The organism is Photobacterium angustum (genome assembly GCF_002954615.1).
In the GTDB taxonomy this organism is placed as follows: Bacteria; Pseudomonadota; Gammaproteobacteria; order Enterobacterales; family Vibrionaceae; genus Photobacterium; species Photobacterium angustum_A.
In genome coordinates, this window is record NZ_MSCJ01000001.1 from 1184654 (window position 1) to 1208962 (window position 24309).

The following is a 24309-nucleotide window of genomic DNA, read 5'->3' on the forward strand; positions in this document are numbered from 1 at the left end:
AGGTTTCCATGACAAAACAATCTCCCTTACATTTTTATGTAGGTACTTATACCGATGCACCGAGTGATAGTCATGGTGTTGTAGGCATTTCCCTTGATCCTCAATCTGGCGTATTAACGTTAAACAATGAGATCGTGCCTGATACGTTGCAACAGCAGCATAATCCATCTTATCTCGCTTCGACTCTAAACGGGTTATATACCTTTAATGAAGTTGATCGACACAGTGGTGCACAACTTCATTTTTCTGATCATCAAACGCGTTGTTCTTTAGCTATTGCTGGGGATTATCCTTGTCATATTGATGTAAAAGATAAGCTTTTGGCGGTGGCGAACTATGGTTCAGGTAATGTCACTGTTTATGGTTTAGATGAAGAAGGTCAACCGACGGAGTGTATCGCAGATTTATTTGTTGATGGCTGTGGACCAAATGTTGATCGTCAAGAAGCCCCTCATGCACATCAAGTTACATTTCTAAAGCATACCAATCAGTTAGCCGTTGTTGATTTAGGCAGTGATTGCATTTACTTTTACGATTATGACGTAAACACATTATCATTTGCCTTAAATCAAACGCTAAACATGCCAGCAGGATCTGGCCCTCGACATCTTGTTTTCAGCCATGATGAATCAATCGGCTATGTTGTGTGTGAACTGTCTGAAACGCTTGTGGTGATCACTAAACAAAATGGCTGCTGGGAGCAAGCATCACAACAAGCACTGCTTGCTAATGAAGAAAATAAACAAGCGGCATCTGCTATTTACTTATCACCAGATGAACGCTTTTTATATGTTTCTTGTCGTGCTCAAAACAAGATTAGTTATTTTAATGTAAACGGTGAAAACGTCACTCAATTAGCCGCTGTTGATTGTGGCGGGGCATTCCCTCGTGATTTTGTGATTTCCCAAAATGGTGAATGGTTGCTGGTGGCGAATCAACATTCTAATAATATTATTAGCTATCACCGTAATGTTGAAACGGGCGCTATTAAAGCAACAGGTTATAGTTGTAAGGTCGGTGCACCTGTGTGCCTTATCGAGATGCTTTCACGATAATCCAATTGATCTTAACGTCTTAAAAGCCATAGTGTTAACTGTGGCTTTTTTATACCTTAAAAACGTATAGTTTGTTGTTAAATGAATTTAGGATATCACGATGGATTTATTTGCTGAGCAAGGTGAGTGGATAACAATCAACAATGGATTACTCTATTGGCACCCACAGTTTTTGAATTTACAGCGGTCTGAACAGTATTTTCAGCAACTGAAAAGCGAATTGAATTGGCAACAAGAACACATAACGCTATTTGGTAAGTCAGTGCTTCAGCCGAGGTTACAAACATGGCTCGGTGATGCTGTTTATACTTATTCAGGGCTTACTATGCATCCACAACTTTGGACATCAGCAATATTAGATTTAAAAACACAGTGTGAACAGCAAGCGCAAACGAGGTTTAACTCTGTGCTTGGTAATTTATACCGTGATGGTGAAGATTACATGGGGTGGCATCAAGACAATGAGCGTGAATTAGGTCATCAACCTGTTATTGCTTCTTTAAGCTTTGGTGCAACACGGCAGTTCGTGTTTAAACATAAAACCACCAAAGAGAAAATTGCCTTCCAATTAACACCGGGATCTTTGCTGATAATGGCAGGAGACACGCAGCAGCATTGGCAACATGCACTACCTAAAACTAAACGTGTAAATGAGCCACGTATAAACCTAACTTTTCGTTATATTAAACAGTAATTGTTTGTACGGTCACGTTCGATTGTAATGACTATCATCAAAACGTTCTAATTTGATAACTCACTCTAATTAATCAATTATTACAATCACTATCTCCACCTTCACAGGATAGGCTTATTGACAATAAGGGAGGGGGATATGTATTTTTTCAATTTGAAAGCCTTGTTGCTTGATTTAAAACACAATAATGTCACTGAGCGGGAATCTGCGTTGTATGTTTTGATTCCGATTATTTTGATGATGCTGTATTCGTATTACTTACCACAAACAGATTCGTTAGAATCACTCGCTAATAATGTCATTATGATAATTAACTTTATTATTTTATTTATCGTCAATGGTGGAAATAACGGAAAGAACTTTTTAATTAAATACGTTTCGTTAAGCTGGGTTGTAGCGTGGCGAGTTACAATATTTTACCTCGTTCCATTTATGTTTGTATTTTTTGGTCTTATGTATTTTGTTTTTCCCGATTCTTTAAAACATGATACCTACGGCTTATTAGTATTTGGTATTGCTTTTGAAGTATTTTATCTTTTTTTTATGATCAAGGCATTTAGAGCAACGTTACAAAAAGTAGTCATAGCTTATGACTAGTAGAAAAAAGTAATTATTTTTACTTTTGTCACATAGCTAAACAACGTAAATAATAGCTCTATTAATTTATGAGTAAAAATAAATAGAGCTATTTTTTGATCAATTGAAATAATTTAAAAATAAAGATCTGTTATTTACTATATTTTATTATTTTAAAATAAGAGGTAAATTACTGCTTTTTAATTTAAATAAAATAATGGTTTCAAACCCTCTTATAAATTAGTTTATATATTAATATTTTATTAATATGCCCATCCCCACTTCTTATTCTTACAAATCAATATCTTAAGCTGTAAATTATGCTTCATTAGTTTGTTTTTCTTTATATTATCTTTACATGACTCAGATCTCGTCTTGATTATATGATGGAAACTAAGGCGACCAGAATAATGGTTATCCTATATCAGAAATCCTAGGCTAAATGATTTCGAAATAGCTTAAATATGTTCTCCCTTATTATAAAAGAGCCAGATAAATTTAACTGAGGTCAATAATATAATGAACTTTAATAGTCCTTCATCAAAGCAGTCATTAGATTCAGAAGTGATTCGCTTTGCAGGCGACTCTGGCGATGGCATACAATTTACTGGAAATAGATTCTCAAGTAGTGTCAGTTTGTTTGGTAATTCGCTTGTAACGCTACCTGATTATCCCGCTGAGATTCGAGCACCGGCTGGCACCGTTTCTGGTGTTTCGTCTTTTCAATTGCAATTCGCTGATCATGATGTTTATACACCTGGCGATCAGTGTGGTGTTTTAATTGCTATGAATGCCGCAGCACTTAAGAAAAATATTGCTGATTTAAAGGTTGGTGGTCTGCTCATTGTCGATAAAGCAGGGTTTAGAGACTCGCTAATTAAACTTGCAGGCTATGATGCCAATCCACTGATAGATGGGTCATTAAAGGCTTACCGTATAATTGCTGAAGACTTTACACAACTGACTCTTCATTCTCTTGAAGGGTTAGGACTGCCTGGAAAAGTTGCTCGTCGATGTAAAAACTGCTTTATGTTAGGTATTGCGTTATGGATATTTAGTCAAACGTTAGAAGAAGCTGAAAACTGGATTAAAGATCAATTTTCTGAACAGCCACAGATAATAAATGCAAATATTTCAGCGTTGAGAAGTGGTTATAACTATGCGGATACGACAGAAATCTTTGGCGAGAGTTGGCAGGTAGGAAAAGCAAATATTGAACCTGGACGATACCGTTCAGTGTCAGGGAATGAAGCATTGTCATTGGGGTTAATTACGGCATCCTATGCTGCTGATAAACCGTTATTTTTAGGTTCTTATCCTATTACTCCTGCTTCTGATATTTTGCACCAGTTAGCAAAATATCAACAATTTGGTGTGACTACATTTCAGGCTGAAGATGAAATTGCAGCTGCAGGGGCCGCATTAGGTGCATCTTATACTGGAGCTTTAGGTGTTACCACGACATCAGGTCCGGGACTATGCCTAAAATCTGAAATGATCAATTTGGCCGTTATGGCAGAGCTACCCTTGGTTGTTGTTGATGTTCAAAGGGGAGGACCATCAACGGGGCTTCCGACCAAGACAGAACAATCCGATCTCCTCTTCGCACTGTATGGGCGTAATGGTGATTCGCCTCTTCCTGTAATTGCTGCATCTTCACCGGGTGATTGTTATGCGATGGCCATTGAGGTTTGTCGATTAGCAACTACTTTTATGACTCCTGTTGTTCTCCTTACCGACGGCTATATTGCTAATGGTACTGAGCCATGGAAAGTACCATCAGAGGAAGAGATTCCTTGTTGGGATAAACCAGAAGTGAGTGTTGCAGGATCTTATTATCCATACCTACGAGATCATGACACTTTGGCGCGAGAATGGGTTGTACCGGGCACGGAAGGTAAGCAACACAGAATTGGCGGGTTAGAAAAGAAAAGTATTACGGGGGAAGTGTGTTATGAGCCCAATAACCACCAGAAAATGAGTAATGAAAGAGCATTAAAAATTAGCAATATTTCCCGCTTTATTCCAAACCAACCTTTACTGGGTTCTGAATTAGACGAGTTATTGGTTATTTCTTGGGGAGGGACACTAGGATCAGTCAAAACAGCGGTGAATGAGCTTCGAGAACACGGCTACTCTGTTGCACATACTCACTTACAATACATTAATCCGCTACCTAGTAATTTCTCTGAATTATTGAGCAATTTTAGCCATATTTTAGTTGTCGAGTTAAATAACGGACAACTAAAACAATACGTTCAATCACAAGTTCCAATACCTATTGAAGGTTTCGCTAAAACGGATGGAACACCCTTCAAAGTTGAGGAGTTAACCACAGCAATTAAAAAGACGTTAAAAGAGATCGAAACTGGAGTTGAGCGTGTTGAATCGTAAAGATTATATTTCAGATCAAGAAGTAAAGTGGTGCCAAAGCTGTGGCGATTTTAATGTATTAAAAACCATGCAGTTAGTCTTAGCTAAAATGGGTAAAACGAAACACAATACGGTATTTGTTTCTGGTATTGGATGCTCTTCTCGATTTCCATATTATATGGATACATATGGCTTCCATACTATTCACGGAAGGGCACCAACAATAGCGACTGGCATTAAAAGCGTGAATCCTGAACTCGATGTATGGGTTGTTACCGGTGACGGTGATGCATTGAGTATTGGAGGTAATCACTTTATTCATGCAATACGCCGTAATCAAGACATAAAGATCTTATTGTTTAATAACGAAATATATGGATTAACAAAGGGACAATATTCACCAACCAGTTCACAAGGTTGTGTGAGTAAATCGACGCCAGAAGGAAGTATTGATTATCCACTGCGTCCCTTAACGATAGCTGCGGCAGCTAATGCCAGTTTTATTGCGAGAACTTCTGATAATGATCCCAAGCACATGGCTGCAATTTTTGAAGCAGCAGCCAACCATAAAGGATGTGCTGTTATTGAAATTCTCCAAAATTGCGTTATTTTCAATGATAAAGTGCACGAACCATATAATGGTCCAAAGCAGCGTAAAGAACACTTATTATATTTAGAAGACAAACAGCCAATGTTGTATGGCACAGACATGGCACTTAAGTTATCAGGTCTAACACCTGAAGTTACGCATAGTTCAGACAAATCTGTATTGGTTCATGAAGTTAATACAAGTAACACATCACTTGCTTATATGTTGGCGAACTTAAGCTATCCTCAACACCCTGTACCTGTTGGTGTATTTCATCAAACGCAGCGTGAAACTTATGATCAGTTGCTTGATAAGCAGCAATCAAAGGTAAAGCTTAAAAAATCACAATTAATGAGACTTCTTGAACAGAATAGTTATGTTTTATAGTTCTTATTAAAAAAGCCGCATTTGATGCGGCTTTTTACGAAAATAGGGTGACCTTACTTAGTAATCTATTAGTTCTAATCGCGGTAAGGGTTATTCGTAGCGTTGAGCTAATATCCTATCTATACGGTTATTTTCTAATGTTAGAATGCGAAATTGCCAACCTTGCCAGCGAATACAGTCATCCAATTTAGGTAAATCATCTAATAGCCACACTAACATTCCGCTCAGCGTGTGATAACCACCGTCTTCTTCGTCTGGCAATTTATTAATATCTAATAAATCTTTAAATACAGTGATTGGCATCATGCCATCTAAATTCCAACTGCCGTCTGGATTTTGCTCAGACCAAACATCTTTTGGATTATCAGGGGTAAATTTACCGGCTAATGCCTCTAAAATATCTTGAGAAGTCACGATACCTTGAATATCACCATATTCGTCAACCACGAAAGCAAAGTCAGACCCTGAGCTTTGGAACATTTCTAATAGCGTTGTACCTGTCCAGTTTTCTGGAACGAAAACGGGAGGGGTTAAGTAATCTAAAATTGATAGCGGATTTTCAGCCGTATTATCATTGATAAACTGTAATAACTGCTTGGCATTTAATGTGCCCTTTAAATCGCTGAAGCCGTTATTTCCAACAGGAAGGCAAGCATACGTGCTTGACAGTAATTTTTGTAAATAGCTCTCAGGCGAATAATTTAAATCAAGATACGCAATTTCATTTCGTGGCGTCATCATTGAAGATACTTTTCGGTCATCGAAATTAAATACGTTACGCATCATGTTATGTTCATGCTGGTGGATCACACCAGATTGAGAACCTTCCGCAATTACTGCGCGGATATCATCTTCTGTTAGTGCTGAACTGTCGTCTTTTCCTTTTCCCATTAAACGTAATAGTAAATCGGTTGAATTTGCTAATAGCCATACAAATGGACGAGAAATAAAAGCGATAACTGCAATTGGGCGAGCGAAAAATATCGCAATAGAAACAGCGTTTACTTGACCTAATCGTTTAGGAACTAATTCACCAATAACAATCGATACATACGTTAAAACAATGACCGCAATTGCTGAAGCAGTAAAGCCAACGGATTTTGCAGGAAAGCCTAACTCAATTAACCAATGTGAAATAGGGCCAGCTAAAGCAGCTTCGCCAATAACACCGTTCATAATACCAATAACAGTGATACCGATCTGCATTGTTGATAGAAACTGAGTCGGTGATTCACCTAGCTCTATTGCTTTTTGAGCAGAGATATTCCCTTCATCTGCTAATCGTTGTAACCGGTTTTTCTTTGCTGTGACAAGTGCTATCTCAGACATAGCAAATAATCCATTAATAATGATCAAACAGACCAAAATAATGATACTCATTTATTTCTCCTAGAAACCTGGTGGGCACCATAGGGTGGGAATAAAAATAGGTGCGCCTATAACGTGAATAAAGGAAAGTCTATTCACACATTGTAGGTGATTATATCTATAGTATGCCTATAAGGTTAATTAAAAATTAACCTTTATCGCTTATTGGTAAGAAAGAAATTACGCATTCGTTTAGCCAATAGACAGAAGTGAAAACAATCGGTGTTATTTGTACAAATAAAGAAAACAAACCATAACCAACTTGTTATCAGCTAGTGGTTGAGCATTATTAGTGCTGTCTCGGTAATGCTAATTCATTGAACTTGTTATGTTTGATATAGTCTACGTAAAACTTTCTTTGTTATAGTAAGTAAATATCACGGTTAAGTGGAATACATGAGGATATCAGTGTGAGAAAAATTCAACTAGGCCTTGTTGCAGTTACAACGGCATTATTACTAACAGGCTGTGGGGAAGCAAAAATCACCGGTACGCCAATTAAGAATGTAGATTCTATCGCGGTAACATCCGCTGAAGATATTGATGTGTTTTGTCCTACAGGTATTTGTACTTTTGAACTAACGGCTTCTAAACCTGTTACCGCAACTGTCACTATGCATTACGATTACACCAAGTTATATACCAAGATTGAAGGTGTTGACGTCATTGGGGAAGGGGCTAAAAATGCTAAAGTTGTCGATGAAGATCAGTTTACTGTTGATATTAGCAGCGCAGATAAACCTGTTAAAATTCAAGTAATTGATTATTATCGAAACTAAATATAACTTATGTGTTATCAAAAAGCAGCGATCATCAGTCGCTGTTTTTTACCGATAGAAATATACCAAATACTTAAAGCCATGCATCTTTACTAATAAATGTTAGTCATTTGTTACCGCAATTCACATATTGTCTGTTTTGTTTATAAAAAGTCATTAAAATAAATATTTATGCATATACGGGCTATTTTCAATAGTTTCCTTATTATATCGGTATTTCTTGTCATTACAGTGGTGTGTGTTTTTTACACAGCAGTAAATAGGCTGATTATAAAGTAGCCAAGCCATCAAGCGGACTTAAAAGTGAATGAAATATAAAATTAAAAATATATTTTACGGTTCATTTAACTTTTACTTGTTGTTTATTATCTATTTCTTACTTTTCTGTTTGAAGTCATCTCTTGATTTAGCGCTTTAACTTTTCTTTTATCATTAATTAAGTGTGTAATAGCCATTATTGGATGTTTATACATCATTTTAGGGCCTGAATAACGCATAATTGTTTGTGATTTGACCTTTTCTTGAGCTTTGTAGCAATGAATAGGGCACTGTCGACATGTCGGCTTGCTGATACCATAAGGACAACGATCTAACCTTTGTTTTACGTAGCTTTTGAAAGATTCACAGTCTTCACATAAATTAACTTTTTTACATTTTTCGTAATGGTGATGTGAGCAGTAAATTTCGATCATTGCTGAAATCGTCAAATATTCACGATTTAATTTACCTAGTAGCTTAAAGTTAGTGTTTATAGTCATCGTTTTGAATTTCTTAATAGATTCTATCTAATACTGCCATTATACAAACATGCATATGAAATGATATTTAAGTTTTTAGAGGGGGAATATGAAATTAAATCGTGTTTTTAATGATAAATAGCATCATCTTTGTTGCCAAATTGAAAAAAAGTATCAGTTTTTTAAAGAAACATAAGGCGATGGGTTGATTTAAATAGGCTAGAGCAGTAGTATCCACGCCTCGATTTTTATGGTGGTGTATATGAGCAGATTTGAGTGCCTTGAAAGAATTGTCGACGAATATCGTAAAAAAGTTCGTGACGCTGAGTTTAACCGTCAGAACGATAGCGAAGTTGCTAAAGTTCTTGTTTTACTAGTCGGTAACTCTATGTTCAGTCTGGCTGATGAATTTGCTGATTGGGTTAATCGTGGTGGCGATCGTAGCTACGGTGGTAAGTTTTTCGTTTCTAAGCAACTAATGACGTTGTTAGAGCCTGTAACTTTCCGTGGTGTAACAGTACGTCGTGATTCGATTAAACTATTCAGAATTTCGTAAGCTGAATGGATTCAATCGGTATTCCATGACTCCAATGTAGAATTGGAAAACGGATTTTTGATCTTGATGTTTATCGGGGTCGGCAGAAGGGGATGCGAGTGCATCCCTTTCGCTTTTCTGGCGTTATGTAATATCGGTTTTCACAAAGTCACTATCTCGTCTCAGTGATTGTGTTTTAGATTAAATTAAACCGTTTTATTGAAAGCTTTAATCAAGACAGATGTATCCATTCTGCCTAGCCCTTCGTTTTGTAATAAGCCATAACGTTTATCCACTGCGTCCGTCAGTGGTAATTCAAGATCGTGTTTTTTCGCTTCATCTAAACAAAAGCCCAGATCTTTACGCATCCAATCAATAGCAAAGCCAAAATCAAATTTATCTTCAGCCATCGTTTTAGCGCGATTTTCCATCTGCCAAGAGCCCGCCGCACCATGCTTTAGAACGCTGACGACTTGTTCGATATCAAGGTTTGATTTTTGTGCCAGCGTTAATGCTTCACTCAATCCTTGCAGTACACCTGCAATACAAATTTGATTCACCATCTTACAGCGTTGACCTTGTCCATAACCGCCAACCAATACCGCTTGTTTCGCGTAGCTGTTTAAAATCGGTAATATGCTATCAAAAACAGCTTGTTCGCCACCGCACATAATAGTCAGCGCACCATTTTCAGCACCGGCTTGACCACCAGAAACTGGTGCATCAATAAAGTTAACGCCTTGAGCTAAGCATGCTTTCGCCAATTCTTCAGCAAGTTCCGCAGAGGTCGTCGTATGATCAACAAGCGTAGAGCCCGCTTTCATGCCAGCTAAAACGCCGTCAGCGCCAAATACAACGCTTCGAACGTCATTATCGTTACCAACACAAAGCGCAACTACATCGCGGTTCTGAGCGGCTTCACGCGGCGTTTCACTGTATTGTCCTGAAAACTCCGATGCCCATTGCTGTGCTTTAGAGGTTGTGCGGTTATACACAGTGGTGTCGAAACCTGAATTAAACAGGTGACGTGCCATTGGGAAGCCCATTACACCCAAACCAATAAAAGCGATACTTGTTGTCATAGGTTTCTCCTTACCAAATACAGTAAAATTGAGTTATGTCATTGCGATATGTTGTCAGCAGGCAATGTCTTTATTAAAAGCGATGGCGAGCTGAACGTTTGTTGTTAAAGGTTGTAACTACCTTTGTAATTTCAGATTTTATCCATTTGTGCTCATCGTTAGCCAAATGGTTACCAAATGATGGTTAGTACACTAGGGGTTACATTGACATATGTCAATTTGTTTATTTAAGGTATCATTTTTTAGCTAACTTGGTTAAAGTTAGTTAAGTGATTGGTGATAATGATAAATATAGGATCAGACTGTGAGTGTCGCTAAATATAAACAAATAGCAAAAACAATAGAGGCGCGCATAGACAATGGTGAATATCCGAAAGGGTTTAAATTGCCGACACACCGTGTACTTGCGGATGAATTAAACACCACACCAGCGACGGTAGCTAAAGCATATCAGTTACTGGTAGATAAAAAGCGCGTGGAATCGTTTGTTGGGCGTGGGACATTTGTATGCTCACCGTCAAGACTAAGCGATGTTATTCAACCGGCTGATGATGAAACTGATTTTAACTTTTCTATCTTGCAACCTTGCTTGTCTCAAAACCTGTCTCCACTGCGTGATGCCATGATGAATGCAGCAGATCACCTCAGTTGTCATTTAATGGGCTACACCGAACATTCAGGCCATGAAAGCCACCGTTTGGCTGCTGTAACATGGGCGAAAAAGTTTGGTTTGGAAGGGGGGAGTGTTAAAAATACCTTGTTGACGAACGGCGCACAGCATGGCTTATCGTTACTTATTCATACGTTAACAGAGCCTGGTGATACCATCGCGGTAGAAGCCTTAACTTACCCTGGTATTATGGCGATCGCTCAAGCAGCAGGTCGTCATGTGGTTGGGGTTAAACTTGATGAGCAGGGGATGTGCTCTGATGATTTGCAACAGGTGATCACTCAACATAAGCCTAAATTAGTTATTGTCGTGCCATCTCATCAAAACCCGACAGGTATCACCATGTCGCCAATAAGACGAGATGCCATTGCAACAGTGATTGAACGCAATAATATTTGGTTAATTGAAGATGATATCTACGGCTTTTTAAATCCAGATCCTATCGCTGCGATCAGTAATCGTATTCCACTGCATAGCTTTCATATTTCAGGTTTATCAAAAGCCCTTAGTCCTGCTTTGCGCTGTGGCTTTTTAAAAGTACCCGAATCACATATCGCGGTTTTACAAGCCACTATTCGCGCTAACATTTGGCTATCGTCACCGCTAAATTATATTGCTGCAACACAACTAATTGAGAGTGGTGAAGCCTTTGAGTTAGCAGAAAACCAGCGTGAAACTGCCTGTAAAAGACAACAACTAGCCCGTGATATTTTAAGCCATGATGGTAATGAAACTGGCTTTCAAATCTGGTGGCCGTTGCCTCAATATTGGCAGCAGGAACGCTTTGTGATGGAAGCAAAAAACCAAGGGTTAATTGTCAGTAGTGGGCGTTATTTTAATGCAAATGGCGACGATCCGAAGCATATCCGTTTGTCTCTAATGGCTATTAATTCTGAGCAGCGGTTACAACAAGGTTTAACATTATTACGCGATTTAGCTCGCTCTGAAGTCAGCAGCGTTATCCCGTTTTAAGCGCAAAGGTAGCAAGATTGACAGTCACTGCGAAGTTATAAAAAGCGACTGTTAGCACTCTTTGAAAGCCACTGACATATGTTATTATTTCAGCATTATTATTTTAATTAGAAAAAGTCGAGTCATAAAATGGATGCAGAATTTTGGCACTCACGCTGGGCAGAAAATCGAATTGGTTTTCACTTATCAGATGTTAACCCGTTACTGATCAAGCATTGGTCGACGTTAAATGCACAACGTGATGATCGCGTGTTTGTCCCTATGTGTGGCAAGTCGGAAGATCTTGTGTGGTTAGCACAAAAACATAACCACGTGATTGGGGTTGAGCTGAGTGATATTGCAGTTAAAGCCTTTTTTGCAGAAAACCTGTATACACCGTTAGTGACAGGCGTTGGTCATCAACATCTTTACCAATTTGATGAAATTTCGATTTACCAAGGTGACTACTTCACGCTAAATATCGATCCTGTTGATGTGGTTTATGATCGCGCAGCATTAATTGCAATGCCAGAAGACATGCGACAAATGTACGTCGAAAAGCTATTGTCGTTGGTTAAAACTGGCGGTCGTATTTTGTTGGTAACGTTAGACTACCCACAAGATGAATTAGCTGGGCCTCCTTTCTCTTTGCCAAAAGCAGACGTTGAAGCATTATTTTCGGGTTGTAAAGTGACGCATCTAGAACGTGATGATGCCGATGAAAGTCATCCTCGTCGCCAACGTGGTTTATCGCGATTTGCCGAAGAAGTATGGCTAATTGAAGTGTAACTTGTTGTTATAAAAACAAATAAAAATAAAGGCATGGTTTCTTATTAGTGGAAACCATGCCTTTTTGCTGATAGAGAAATTGTAATATGCTGGGTTAAGCGTGATTAATCGAAAATTACTTCAACATCACCAGCAGCATTAACGGCATCATTTACCGCGCTATCAATATCTTCTCGACGTGTAAGCGCGACACCTAAACGACGACGACCATTAATTTCAGGTTTACCAAATAATCTGATTTGTGTTTGCGGACGAGAGAGTGCAGGTAACAGATTATCGAAACTGATGTTTGATGATACACCTTCTGCAAGGATCACTGCAGAAGCTGATGGGCCATATTGGGTGATGTGCTGAATGGGTAAACCAAGGAAAGCGCGAACGTGAAGCGCAAATTCTGATAGCTCTTGTGAAATAAGCGTTACCATACCCGTATCATGTGGGCGAGGGGAGACTTCACTGAATAACACAGTATCGCCTTTAATAAATAGCTCAACACCAAATAAACCAAAACCGCCAAGTGCGTTCACTACTTTTTCTGCTACATCCTGTGCCGCTTTTAATGCTGCTTCAGACATTTGCTGTGGCTGCCATGACTCACGGTAATCCCCATCTTCTTGACGATGACCAATAGGTGCACAGAAATGCACGCCATCAACTGCACGAACAGTTAATAAGGTGATTTCGTAATCAAAATCAACAAAGCCTTCAATGATCACACGACCCGCACCAGCACGACCGCCTTCTTGTGCGTATTGCCAAGCAGATTCAATATCAGCTTCGGTTTTAATCACACTTTGACCTTTACCTGATGAACTCATAATCGGCTTCACGACACATGGCATACCAACGCGATGTACCGCTGCTGAGAAATCATCAAATTGATCGGCGAATTCATAAGGCGATGTAGGAATCGATAAGATCTCAGCGGCTAAGCAACGAATACCTTCTCGGTTCATTGTCAGTTTCGTCGCATTAGCGGTAGGTACAACGTTAACACCTTGCTGTTCTAATTCGACAAGCGTGTCAGTGGCAATCGCTTCAATTTCAGGAACAACAAAGTCGGGTTTTTCTAGTTCAATAATGTGTTTTAACGCGTCGCCATCGAGCATATCAATCACATGGCTACGATGTGCAACTTGCATTGCAGGCGCGTTGGGGTAGCGATCCGCGGCAATCACTTCAATACCTAAACGTTGGCATTCAATCGCGACTTCTTTACCAAGCTCGCCAGAGCCTAAAAGTAAAACACGTGTTGCATTTGAACCATTAGCTGTACCTAACATTATTATTCCTTACTATTTATGTTGGATAGTGTTGGTTGAGCGTGATAATACCTTGTTTTTTTATTTAAGCAAACGTTTGCGTCAGGGTTTAAATGGAATTTAATAGTAAATATTAGAAAGGCTCTAGATCTTATAATAAAAAACCGCCAAGAAGGCGGTTAGTGAATCTTTCATACATTACGGTGTTACTAGGCTATTTGCGCTTTTCCCACTGGGTGATAAAGGCCACAGAAGCAATAATAATCGCTGCGCCTAACCATAAACGACCCGGTGGTACCCAGCCAAATACAAGCCAACCACCTAACACGTTTAGTGGTAATTTTGCGTGGTCGAATGGTTGTACAAATGATGCATCAGCCACGGCATAAGCTTTAGCTATCGCCCATTGTGCCAGTGCGGTTAACAGGCCAGCGGCAATGATTAATGTCCATGTCGTACCGCCTGTTGGCATATTAAAATCAGGCAGAGCCAGTAACAAGTTAAATGGCGTGATCAGAATAAGCAAATACATCACAACAGTGGTTGGTGATTCTGTATTAGATTGCTTTTTCACCATCAGAGAATAACCTGCCCAGAAAACGGCAGCACCGACAGGCAATAACGTAGCAATACTAAATGAATCAGACCACGGCTCTAAAATGATCATTGCACCAATAAAGCCAGCAAGAGTTGCACACCAACGTGCTGCGCCCACTTTCTCTTTCAGTAATACCCCTGAACCAATAGTTGCAAATAACGGTGAAGTCATAAGCAGCGCAATACCTTGCCAAATAGGAACAGGGTAGGCAAGTGCCCATAGCCAGAGTTGGATACCAATCACCGCAAGAAAGACACGGAAACAGTGTTGGAAGAATTGTTTTGTCTTTAGTGATCGGCGAATACCCATGGTTCTCAGCCATGGCAGCATAGCCACCAGCGCAACAAAGTACTGGATCAACGCAAAAGTGGTTGAAGAGACATGGAGTTTAATACTGAGAAATTGTGCAAGGCTGTTTACAATCGCAAAGGCAAGACCTGCGGAAAGCATCCATCCGGCACCTTGGACAGGGTTATGAACTGGGGTATGTGAATCAGACATTAAAAATTGGTTTCGTCAAAAAAGCATAGCGAGATAATACGCTTTTGTTTTTAGATAGCCAATATAACTGATTGAGTTGAATGCATTAGGCAATAAAAAACCGCCTATTATGGCGGTTTTACATCAACAAATATTGCTCGCACTAACGATTAGTAAGCAACATAAGTCATTTGAATATCAGGATTTAGCGCTTCTAGTAGTGCTTGAGTGCGTGCTAATTGGCTAATTAGGCTTTCTGCGCTTTCTACTAATGCCGCTTCGACAAGTTCAGATAGCTTGTAGCCTGACATGTTCATATTAATCAATGCAACTTGAAGCGGTGGTAAGCTTGGGTTAAATGCCGCATTTTCAGCATACATACCAACAAAAACACGACCATCTTTAGCTTTTAATGCAACACCACTGAAGTTCTTAGAGTACGGTGCATGAGAGCGGTTGGCTGCATCACAAGCGGCAACAGCAAGCTCTGATTGCTCAGCAATCGTAATACCATTATTAATGTCGCTTAATAGCGCATCTTTAATACCAAGATCAGCAGGTCCGAAAGATTCAGGCAGGTATTGTTGCAGTGTCATTGGCTGACGTTCAGGAAGTTGAATAACTAAATCTTGTGCCGTATTTAATTCATTCATGAACTGACGACAGTGGCCGCAAGGGCTGTAGTTAATCGTTACGTCTTTAATGCCTGTTTCACCTTTGATCCAAGCATGGCTAATTGCAGATTGCTCAGCATGGATCGTACACGCCATACTTGCGCCTACAAATTCCATATTTGCACCGAAATATAGGCGTCCAGAAGTACCACGAACAATAGCACCAACATAGAAATTAGAAATAGGAACAACAGCGTAAGCAGCAGCAACAGGAAGGAGAGCAAGGCGAAGATCAGTATCAGATAAATTAGTTTGGGAAACTAACTGTTCGAATTGTTCAGGACTAATTGTTGAATCGAAATCTTTATCTTCAATAATTGGTCGTAAAGCTGATGCAAGCTCTTTAGGTAATTGACCTAATGCATCCATAACTTTTGCGTGCATTGGGGTGTTACTCCGTATTGTTGATGGAGAAACATTCTAAGTTAATTGTCATTAATCAAGTGTGATCTAAATCACATTAATAATGATAATGTAGTTCAGCATACATTATCGAGAGCGACCTCACACATATAAATGTAATTTTTCATGTAATAAATAGTTATCAAAACATTATGAGCTTAAAACTAATAAGAATTAGTGTTTAAGCTCATATGCATGGGGTAAGGGTAACTTAGTGGAAAAACAGGTGTTCTAAAATAGGGAACATGATAGGTGCTAATAACGTTGTCATGATCCCACAGATCACTAACGCTAATGAGCTAAATGCCCCTTCTTGGTAATCTTCTTCGACAGCTTTTGCTGTGCCTAAAGCATGAGATACCGTACCAATTGTTAAGCCTTTTGCTAACGGGTGGCAAATACGAACCAGTTTCATCACTGGGTAACCTAACACCGCGCCAAATAGACCAACAATAATCACCATTGCTGCTGTAATCGCAGGGATCCCGCCAATTTGCTGAGAAGCTGCCATCGCAAGTGGAGTAGTAATAGATTTAGGTAAAATACTGGCTGCAAGTTGAGCATCGGCACCCATTAAAAACGCAATGGAGGTACCAAATGTCATCGACAAGATACTACCAGCAAAACACGCACTTAAAATAGTTTTCCACTTACGCTTAATTAAAGGCAGTTGCTGATATAAAGGCAAGGCTAATGCCACAACAGCAGGGCCTAATAGATAGTTAATTATTTCGTTATCAGCAAAGTAGGTTTCATACGGCACCTGTAACCAACGCAGTGCAGCAATTAAAATAATCAGCGAAATGAGTAGTGGATTAAATAGCGGATTACGAATTTTTATCGCTAAATAGCGCATGCTGTAAAATACCACTAGCGTTGCAACTAACCAGATCATGACTCTTTTTCCTTATGGTGAAGCGCAAGGCCGATCACAAGCAATACAATTAATGTGCTGCCTAATGTGCTCGCAAAGATGATAGTTGCATTGTGCTCAATTAAACCGAGGTAGTTCATTAAGCCAACCCCAACAGGCACGAATAGCAATGCCATATGTTTGATGAGTAAATTACAGGTTTTATCGACCCATTTTGTTTTGCATATGCCAGTAACAAGGCCAAAGAACAGTAAAAACAAGCCAATAATACTGCCAGGGATCGGCAAATGAGTCAGATGTTGTATGCCTTGACCAAGTAAAAAGCAAAACATAACAATGGCAAAAGATCGAATGTAATCCATAGTAAAAAGGGTAATGCTAGAGAATTTGATTCATCATACAAATAAATGCGCTATTTGTCACACAAAAAAGAGCGTCATTTAGATAATTGATAAGAAAATATAGATAGTGAGATATTTATTGGTGATTAATACCACAAAATTAGACCAATGAGCGCAGCGAGTGTTAAAAGAATCGTAACTTTTAGCCAAATAAAATCGATTACCACATACTTAAACCATGCTTTATTAAATAACAATGGCTTTTTTTTAGAGGGGGTAGCATTAGGGCAAGGACGAGTAGTAAAAGGCAGTCGACGTGATGTTTTCGTCGGAAGCGGCACACGAAAGCCATAGTGAGGCACAACATGGATAGGTATCGCCATTACTCCGTTACATTGTAACTTACCTGTGAGTGATACCAGCAGTAAGTTCAAGTCATAATTGTGATCACTGGTTTCTTCAAACGCATCTAATGACGTAAATGTTTTACGGTAAAGTGAATCAGCCCCAATCACTTCACCAGCAAAGAGACATAACACTTCCAATAACCGAGATTCCTCTCGCGTTAATAACGTTTGCGTATGGTCTTTCCATATTAATAGATGCTTTTCAGGAAAAAAATCTATGTTGTCGTAGCTATAACATTTCAATAAGGTTTGCGTTGTCATAGTGCACACCTACCGTTTAATAGATCTCGAACGTAACGGTATCAATAATCGCTATTCCGTTATTAATAAACTCAAATCAGTAAACCGCTTTATTGTTGTCTTTAATTGTTAGCGTTAATGGCGTAATCATCAAATAAATCACTACATAATAATCTTAAAAAAAAGAAGCCTATTCGCGACATTCAAAAAGAAAATCACGTAATAGGCTTCATTTATCGCTATCGTATTAATAAAAAGGTTTAAACCAATTTAGAAACATAGTCATAGAGAGATTTTAAAACTTTCATCTTATTTTCGTCAGATTCATGCTCATAGGCGACAGCCTCAAAGTTTTCCATATACTTTGGCATATTCATTTCAAAGAAATCCTGACAATGATGCTTCCAGCGTACTTGCTCTTCATAACTTAACGTCATTGGGAAGTTACGGGCACGATAGCGGAATAACAACGGCTTAATACGTTTGTCATCGACATTGATTTCAAGTGAAGCTAACTGATCGGGTGCTGTTTCACGGATAATATCCATAGTCGAACGATCAGCTGTTGAAAAGAACCCATCGTAAAGCATCGCATCAACATTATCGTTGGCTGCATATTCACGTTTAACACTAAACATTTCGATTAACTTTTCACGAATTTCAGGGTGCTGCTTAATCAAGGCAAGGTTCTTTAAACATTGCTCTCTATCAATCCCTAAACGCGCGGCATCTTCAGCTTTTAATGTTTTAGCTGGAGCAAGAACAGGGCACTTATTCAAATGCACTTCTTTAACGGGCACAGGTAATTCATCTGGCGCTAAATCAACACGCTTGGTATATAAACGCTCACGCAGTTGGTCGGCATCAAGCTCAATTAATGGGGTAGGATCAAGCGCGAGGTTCACTGTAATTACAGCGTTCTTATTATCAGGGTGCCATGCCACAGGCACAATCCAACTCGTATTGCCACAATCAGTACCAAACATGCCAGAGATATGCACTAACGGTGTTAAGTTAACAATATCGATTAATTCTTGTAGCTTGCGTTTGTGACGTAAATCAAACAGGTAATCAAACAACTTAGGTTGATTCGTTTTAATGATTTTTGCCAGCTCTATTGTCGCGTAAACATCGGCCATTGCATCGTGAGCATTAGCGTGTTCAATGCCATTAGCAATAGAGAGCTTTTCAAGCTTAAAGCTAGGACGATCTTCATCATCAAGCGGCCAGTTGACACCCTCTGGGCGTAATGCGTAACAAGTACGCATAATATCTAATAAATCCCAACGCGAGTTACCATTTTGCCACGCCCAACCGTATGGGTCGAAGAAGTTGCGGTATAAGGTGTAGCGCGTTACTTCATCATCAAAACGAACGTTGTTGTAACCAATGACACATGTATTGGGTTTTGACAGTTCAGCATGAATGGCTTCAATAAACTCAGGCTCTGATAAACCTTTTTCCATCGCTTCTTGCGGTGTAATACCCGTGATTAAACACGCTTCAGGTGACGGTAAGTAATCTGCTGGTGGTTTACAGTAAATAACGAGTGGCTCACCAATAATGTTCATGTCCATATCAGTACGGACACCCGCAAACTGGCAAGGACGATCATTGGCAGGGCTTGCGCCAAACGTCTCGTAGTCAATCCAATAAAGTGTTGCTTGGTTCTTATCGTTCATAAATCATCCATAGCCATTACGGTTGTTATTATTACTCTTTATCTAAGCAATGGCTTGTTGTTAAAACCGCTTATAAATTCAGCAGTTTATTGTATTTAAGTCGTTAAACGCTTCAGAGTAAAACCCTAAGCACGCATAACTTTAAGTATCCCGTATTTAAGGGCAAATAGGCAAGGCGAGAGGCGGATAAATTAATGGTAGTGTTGAGATATGTGGGGCGAAATTCCCATTTTTGTTTGTTATCGAACGTATTCGCGCCAGCTCATCGAATAAAGCATTACATCTGCTAATCGTTATATCCGCCGTATTAACGGTTTATAACAAACATGATTGGTTGAAAGATTAATTCGAAGGGTATGAGTTGTATACGGAAAAGCTGGATAGTTATTTGAAGTAGCTCTGCAGGTTATAAATTAATTATAAGAAGTTGTTAATTTAGTATTTCTCAATATGTTTTTTTATAATGGTGATAGTTTAAATGAAATTTATCTTGTTCATTTAATAAGTAATGCAAAATAAATATTTATAATGAAATCCCTTTGAAATCAGTAGTTTTTGGAGTATCTTTACTGGGTGTAATTCATGGGTCAATCTATAATGGCATTATCATCAGTTAGAATTAAGAATATCCTATCTTTTAATGATTGCATTGTCACTGATTTTAGTGATTTTAATTGTATCATTGGTAAAAATAATGTAGGTAAATCAAACTTTCTTAAAGTTCTTCAGTTTTTCTATGCGCATTTGAATAATGAGTCTGTTATTCCGTTACCTTTAAACTCTAATTATTCGAGTATCGGAACAATATCGATATCATATGATACAACTAGACTTGAAGAAGTTGTAAAATCAAGAAAAAATAAGAGTATTTATCAAAAACATATATATAGTTCTTTGTTCAAAGATGACAGTTTTAACTTGGTTTCTAGTCGAATAATCAGGAAAAACTTCACCCTTACATTAACTGTAAATAGAAATGGTTCTGTTAGTTGGTCAGATAAAGATAAAAATGTAAGAAAAATAATTAATAGAATATATCCGTTATTCTTTGTAGATACGAGAAGAATAGATTTATATGATTGGGATAAGTTATGGAGTACTGTCAGTCGTCTTAAATTTATTAATGCTAGAGCATTAAATACTGAGCAAATTATAGATTTTTTTGACGAAAAAGTATCTAACAATAGTAATTCATATAAAGAATATGTCAAAATTATAAGTGAGTTAACAAATGCATCGCCTTATAATTATCAAGATCTTGTTTTAAATTATATAAAAGTAGGATTGAGTGGCCATAAGTTTAATATAGATGGTTTTGAGTTAACTACACAATCAGATGGTACAAATTCACATAAATTTATTGAGTTGTTTATTTCTTTAATAATAACTTTAACTAGACGTGAATTTATTACACCGATCGTATATATAGACGAACCCGAATTGGGATTACATCCAAAGCTAAATGAAAAGCTAATTTTTAATATTCATAATCTATATAAAAGTTTAAAAAAACATACTGATAAGAAAGAATTAGGTAAATACGCAACACCTTATCCTACAGTGCTAATGACAACACATTCGCCTAATATATTAAAGTCTGTCATTAAGTTATTTAGAGGTCATAACGAGCATAATATTTATCATTTTAGTCTTAATTCAGATAAAAAAACAAATGTATCATTACTTAATACTAATTTTAAAGATAAACGTTTTTTAAATATTTTTAGTGATAATGAAGCTCGCTTATATTTTAGTGATTTTATACTCTTTGTAGAAGGGGAAACGGAATTAGAATTATTTGGTAATATGAGTCTAATAGATAAGTTTGATTATTTAAATAAGATAGATGTATATAAAACAAATGAGGTAATTCTACGTTCTATTAATCCAAAAGCATCAAAATCTCCAACTCCATATTTGAATATTTATGATGCTGATAAAATGATCAATTATGATTTTACTGAAAAGTCTTTTATTATAAAGCAAAAAGAAGTAAATCTCTTCGAAATTCTAAAGAGGTACAAATATACATGTTTTATATCTCAGAATTACGCAATAAAGAAAAGTTTAGAAAATATTGTCAATCTTAATGAATCAAAATTTTTAATTAATAAAAAAGGTACTGAATTTTCAAAGTTTCCATACTTGAATTTTATAAGATTTTGTAATGGGGTTTTATTAAAAACAGATCGAATTTATATTGCTCCATCTACAATTGAAGAGACTCTACTTTGTAGTCAATCTCGTAAAATTGCCATAAAGTGGCTAATTAACCAGACTAAAGATTTAGTTGAAGGTGATTTAATGATTGATGGTAGAGGTGATGTAAATAAGAAACTTGATGGATTTAGGAGAAGTTTTAAAAAAGAAAATATTGATCATGTTTATGGGCGAATTTTCACATCGAAGGAATACAAAGGTGAATTATCTCCTGAAAATAAAGAGTTTATAAAAATCGTTCTTATATTAAATTTGAAAAAATTACTTAAGCAGTTTTATCAAAAAAATATTGATTTAAGTCGTACAGATCAAGTTACAATTTTGCGTCTTGCTTTAGATGGAAAAACCCATACTTTATGTAGTCAAAAGAGTAAATCGTATGAGTTAGCTATAAATGACGACATAAGAAATGCTGTAGAAAGTATAAAAGAGCAATGCTTAAAAAAACTTCCGATACAACTTGGTAAAACAGGTGGCTGGGTAACATCTTTTTTAAATTTTGCGATTAGTGAGATAGAAAATAGCTCGAAAGATGAACAAGAATTCAAGAGAGTTTTTGCTTTAACTTTTCCGCATCTACATGATATACTTAAGACGATTTCAGATTCGATAGATTAGAGAAGCAGTGCTTGCAATGCTGATATCTTTATATCCTAGTCTCAACATTGTCTTAATCTGTGCATCCCTCGCAGATGTACTTTTAATGCACGACAAGTTCGTGAAAAGATGAATTAGTATCAATTATGGAATCAAAATGAAAAATTACACAGCTAATAGTTTTACGCTATCATTGCTTAAACAGTGTACTTTTTTCAATGAAGAGAGCGGGTTAATCTCGCTCCCTTCATCTCATGTTATAGAAACACGGGTGGGAAATAAGTATATTTATAAGTTGGTTGGTTCAGAAAGTGAATTAATCAATAAATTACACGAAAATCTTAATGAGACATTATTTTGTCGAATTCCCGTAAACCAAGCAGCTACTGCTTATACTAAGAATAAATCATATTTGGATTTTTTAGAACCGCATAGAAATAATTTCTATTTTCTTAGAGTTGATCTAAAAAACTTTTTTCATTTTATTAATAGAGAAATTATTAAAGATTCCCTAAAAGATCATGTATCCTCAAAGCCAATAATCAGTGGATGTCGTCAATCAAATCTAGATTTTATTGTTAATGTTTTAACAATAAAACTACCTGAAACATCAAAGAATACCGATTTTATAGGTAAATCAATTTTACCTATCGGGTTTAAATCCTCGCCAGTAGTATCTAATATTATATTTAGAAAATTAGATATATTGATAGAAAGGTTTTGTTTTGAACATAATATTATCTATACTCGTTATGCTGATGATATGTTGTTTTCAAGCTCCGATCTAAGAAATGATAAATACCAAGAGAAATCAGTGTTTGATGATTTATTTAAGAAGAAAGAAAAAAATAATTTTCTACACTCAGATAGATTTCTTGAACAAATATCATTTATAGTAAATATTGATGGTTTTAGAATAAATAGTAAAAAAACAGTCAGATCAAAAAAACATCTAGGGTTAAATGGATATTTAATATCAGGATCTAATTATCCTTACATAGATGGGAAAATAAGAATATCAAATAAAAAAACGAAAAAAATCTCTAAACTAATTTACGAGTGTAATACTGATAAAAGTGATCTTGATATTTTTAAAGTTGTATTTAGTATAGACCCTTTTAGAATAAAGTTCAGAAGGAAACCTAAAGTTGAATTTTTGAATAATTATTGCTGCGCGCAAATAAATAATAAGATTATAGGTTATCGTTCATATTTAATATCTTTATTGAAATATAATGATAAATATTCATGCTTAGAAGATGACTTTATATTTAAAGTTAAAGGCCTAATAAAAGAATCTGAAAAAATTATAAATAATCGGATGAAGAAAGAGATATAAACTCTATATTTATAAGCTTATAAAATTTAATAATTAGCTATATTTATACTCTTTAATTTTTAAAAGCGATCTCTAAGATCGCTTTGTTTCTAAACCTCTTATCAAACCCGCTTATTTTATCTTTCTATTCTACAATAAAAGAACGTAGAAACGGCAGGGTATAATAGTGGTTTCTTTAAAGCCTTTGTATATTTTCTGCTACTAAATAACATTACTCAGACTTTAATCTACATTGGTTTTGATAAAACTTAGCCGTGTCCAACTGATTGGAAGTTATTCATGAACAACAGTGAAGTGCTGAATGACATGTGTGGTATTAGTATCGTTCAAGCTGATTTTACAAATATAATATTAGTTAGCTCATGGCTGTAGTTATTAAAGTAAACTTTGAATATACAGTTTATATATTGATGACAACACTACGTTAATAGTAATCCTTGATATTATCGAATGAATCGGATTTCTATACAAATTTCTACCGACAAATGAATGAGTAATTCTCTAATGAAGAATGGGAATATGCATTAGTTGAAGGTATCCGAAAAATTTTACCTGAACCGATTTTAGTAGAGCGTACGGGTGGAATTTTAGAGAAAGAGCATGGAACC

General features: G+C 37.0%; 21 protein-coding genes. 11 read left to right on the forward strand and 10 right to left on the reverse strand.

Annotated elements, in window-relative coordinates:
- Positions 1–8 precede the first annotated feature (8 nt).
- From BTO08_RS05120 to BTO08_RS05140, 5 genes are all read left to right on the forward strand, one after another.
- A complete protein-coding gene (locus BTO08_RS05120) occupies positions 9–1055 on the forward strand; it encodes a lactonase family protein (protein WP_105060161.1) in 1047 nt (348 codons plus the stop codon).
- Between the two features lie 100 nt (positions 1056–1155).
- On the forward strand, positions 1156–1749 hold the full coding sequence (locus tag BTO08_RS05125) for an alpha-ketoglutarate-dependent dioxygenase AlkB family protein (RefSeq protein ID WP_105060162.1): 594 nt from the start codon (positions 1156–1158) through the stop codon (positions 1747–1749).
- 138 nt (positions 1750–1887) lie between these two features.
- A complete protein-coding gene (locus BTO08_RS05130) occupies positions 1888–2346 on the forward strand; it encodes a hypothetical protein (RefSeq protein ID WP_105060163.1) in 459 nt (152 codons plus the stop codon).
- Positions 2347–2844: 498 nt separating this feature from the next.
- Positions 2845–4719, forward strand: a complete 1875-nt coding sequence (locus BTO08_RS05135; RefSeq protein ID WP_105060164.1) for a 2-oxoacid:acceptor oxidoreductase subunit alpha — start codon at positions 2845–2847, stop codon at positions 4717–4719.
- Positions 4706–5674: a 2-oxoacid:ferredoxin oxidoreductase subunit beta gene (locus tag BTO08_RS05140; RefSeq protein ID WP_105060165.1), complete on the forward strand. Its 969-nt coding sequence runs from the start codon at positions 4706–4708 to the stop codon at positions 5672–5674. Before BTO08_RS05135 ends, BTO08_RS05140 begins: the two co-directional genes overlap by 14 nt.
- A gap of 90 nt (positions 5675–5764) precedes the next feature.
- Here the strand turns inward: BTO08_RS05140 and BTO08_RS05145 are convergent, their stop codons facing one another.
- Positions 5765–7054 (reverse strand): hemolysin family protein, encoded by a 1290-nt coding sequence (locus BTO08_RS05145; protein ID WP_105060166.1) that lies wholly within the window; start codon positions 7052–7054, stop codon positions 5765–5767.
- A gap of 398 nt (positions 7055–7452) precedes the next feature.
- Here BTO08_RS05145 and BTO08_RS05150 point away from each other — a divergent pair, with 398 nt between their 5' ends.
- A complete protein-coding gene (locus BTO08_RS05150; RefSeq protein ID WP_105060167.1) occupies positions 7453–7821 on the forward strand; it encodes a spore gernimation protein in 369 nt (122 codons plus the stop codon).
- A 365-nt stretch (positions 7822–8186) separates the two neighbouring features.
- On the opposite strand, the gene BTO08_RS05155 is transcribed toward BTO08_RS05150, so the two are convergent.
- Positions 8187–8579 carry a nitrous oxide-stimulated promoter family protein gene (locus BTO08_RS05155; protein ID WP_105060168.1) on the reverse strand — a complete coding sequence of 131 codons (393 nt, stop codon included), beginning with the start codon at positions 8577–8579 and terminating at the stop codon, positions 8187–8189.
- 241 nt (positions 8580–8820) lie between these two features.
- On the opposite strand from BTO08_RS05155, the gene BTO08_RS05160 reads away from it, so the two are divergent.
- Positions 8821–9114 carry a hypothetical protein gene (locus tag BTO08_RS05160; protein ID WP_005367981.1) on the forward strand — a complete coding sequence of 98 codons (294 nt, stop codon included), beginning with the start codon at positions 8821–8823 and terminating at the stop codon, positions 9112–9114.
- Between the two features lie 185 nt (positions 9115–9299).
- On the opposite strand, the gene BTO08_RS05165 is transcribed toward BTO08_RS05160, so the two are convergent.
- Positions 9300–10175, reverse strand: a complete 876-nt coding sequence (locus BTO08_RS05165) for an NAD(P)-dependent oxidoreductase (RefSeq protein WP_005367980.1) — start codon at positions 10173–10175, stop codon at positions 9300–9302.
- Between the two features lie 304 nt (positions 10176–10479).
- Here BTO08_RS05165 and BTO08_RS05170 point away from each other — a divergent pair, with 304 nt between their 5' ends.
- Positions 10480–11817 (forward strand): PLP-dependent aminotransferase family protein, encoded by a 1338-nt coding sequence (locus BTO08_RS05170; RefSeq protein WP_105060169.1) that lies wholly within the window; start codon positions 10480–10482, stop codon positions 11815–11817.
- 129 nt (positions 11818–11946) lie between these two features.
- Positions 11947–12585, forward strand: coding sequence for a thiopurine S-methyltransferase (locus tag BTO08_RS05175; protein WP_105060170.1), 639 nt, complete (start codon positions 11947–11949; stop codon positions 12583–12585).
- 104 nt (positions 12586–12689) lie between these two features.
- Here BTO08_RS05175 and purT read toward each other — a convergent pair whose 3' ends face one another.
- From purT to sbcB, 7 genes are all read right to left on the reverse strand, one after another.
- Positions 12690–13868, reverse strand: coding sequence for a formate-dependent phosphoribosylglycinamide formyltransferase (gene purT, locus BTO08_RS05180; RefSeq protein WP_105060171.1), 1179 nt, complete (start codon positions 13866–13868; stop codon positions 12690–12692).
- 193 nt (positions 13869–14061) lie between these two features.
- Positions 14062–14946 (reverse strand): DMT family transporter, encoded by an 885-nt coding sequence (locus BTO08_RS05185; RefSeq protein ID WP_005367974.1) that lies wholly within the window; start codon positions 14944–14946, stop codon positions 14062–14064.
- A 149-nt stretch (positions 14947–15095) separates the two neighbouring features.
- Positions 15096–15983: a cytidine deaminase gene (gene cdd / locus BTO08_RS05190; RefSeq protein WP_005367973.1), complete on the reverse strand. Its 888-nt coding sequence runs from the start codon at positions 15981–15983 to the stop codon at positions 15096–15098.
- A 229-nt stretch (positions 15984–16212) separates the two neighbouring features.
- The gene (locus BTO08_RS05195) at positions 16213–16896 is read right to left on the reverse strand and encodes a CidB/LrgB family autolysis modulator (protein ID WP_005367972.1); all 684 of its coding nucleotides are present in this window, start codon (positions 16894–16896) and stop codon (positions 16213–16215) included.
- Positions 16893–17237, reverse strand: a complete 345-nt coding sequence (locus tag BTO08_RS05200; RefSeq protein WP_005367971.1) for a CidA/LrgA family protein — start codon at positions 17235–17237, stop codon at positions 16893–16895. Before BTO08_RS05200 ends, BTO08_RS05195 begins: the two co-directional genes overlap by 4 nt.
- Positions 17238–17362: 125 nt before the next feature.
- Positions 17363–17884 carry a hypothetical protein gene (locus BTO08_RS05205; RefSeq protein ID WP_105060172.1) on the reverse strand — a complete coding sequence of 174 codons (522 nt, stop codon included), beginning with the start codon at positions 17882–17884 and terminating at the stop codon, positions 17363–17365.
- 239 nt (positions 17885–18123) lie between these two features.
- Positions 18124–19545 (reverse strand): exodeoxyribonuclease I, encoded by a 1422-nt coding sequence (gene sbcB, locus BTO08_RS05210; protein WP_105060173.1) that lies wholly within the window; start codon positions 19543–19545, stop codon positions 18124–18126.
- Positions 19546–20127: 582 nt separating this feature from the next.
- Here sbcB and BTO08_RS05215 point away from each other — a divergent pair.
- On the forward strand, positions 20128–22383 hold the full coding sequence (locus tag BTO08_RS05215; protein WP_105060174.1) for a retron Eco8 family effector endonuclease: 2256 nt from the start codon (positions 20128–20130) through the stop codon (positions 22381–22383).
- 136 nt (positions 22384–22519) lie between these two features.
- Positions 22520–23701, forward strand: coding sequence for a reverse transcriptase family protein (locus tag BTO08_RS05220; protein ID WP_105060175.1), 1182 nt, complete (start codon positions 22520–22522; stop codon positions 23699–23701).
- Positions 23702–24309: the final 608 nt, after the last annotated feature.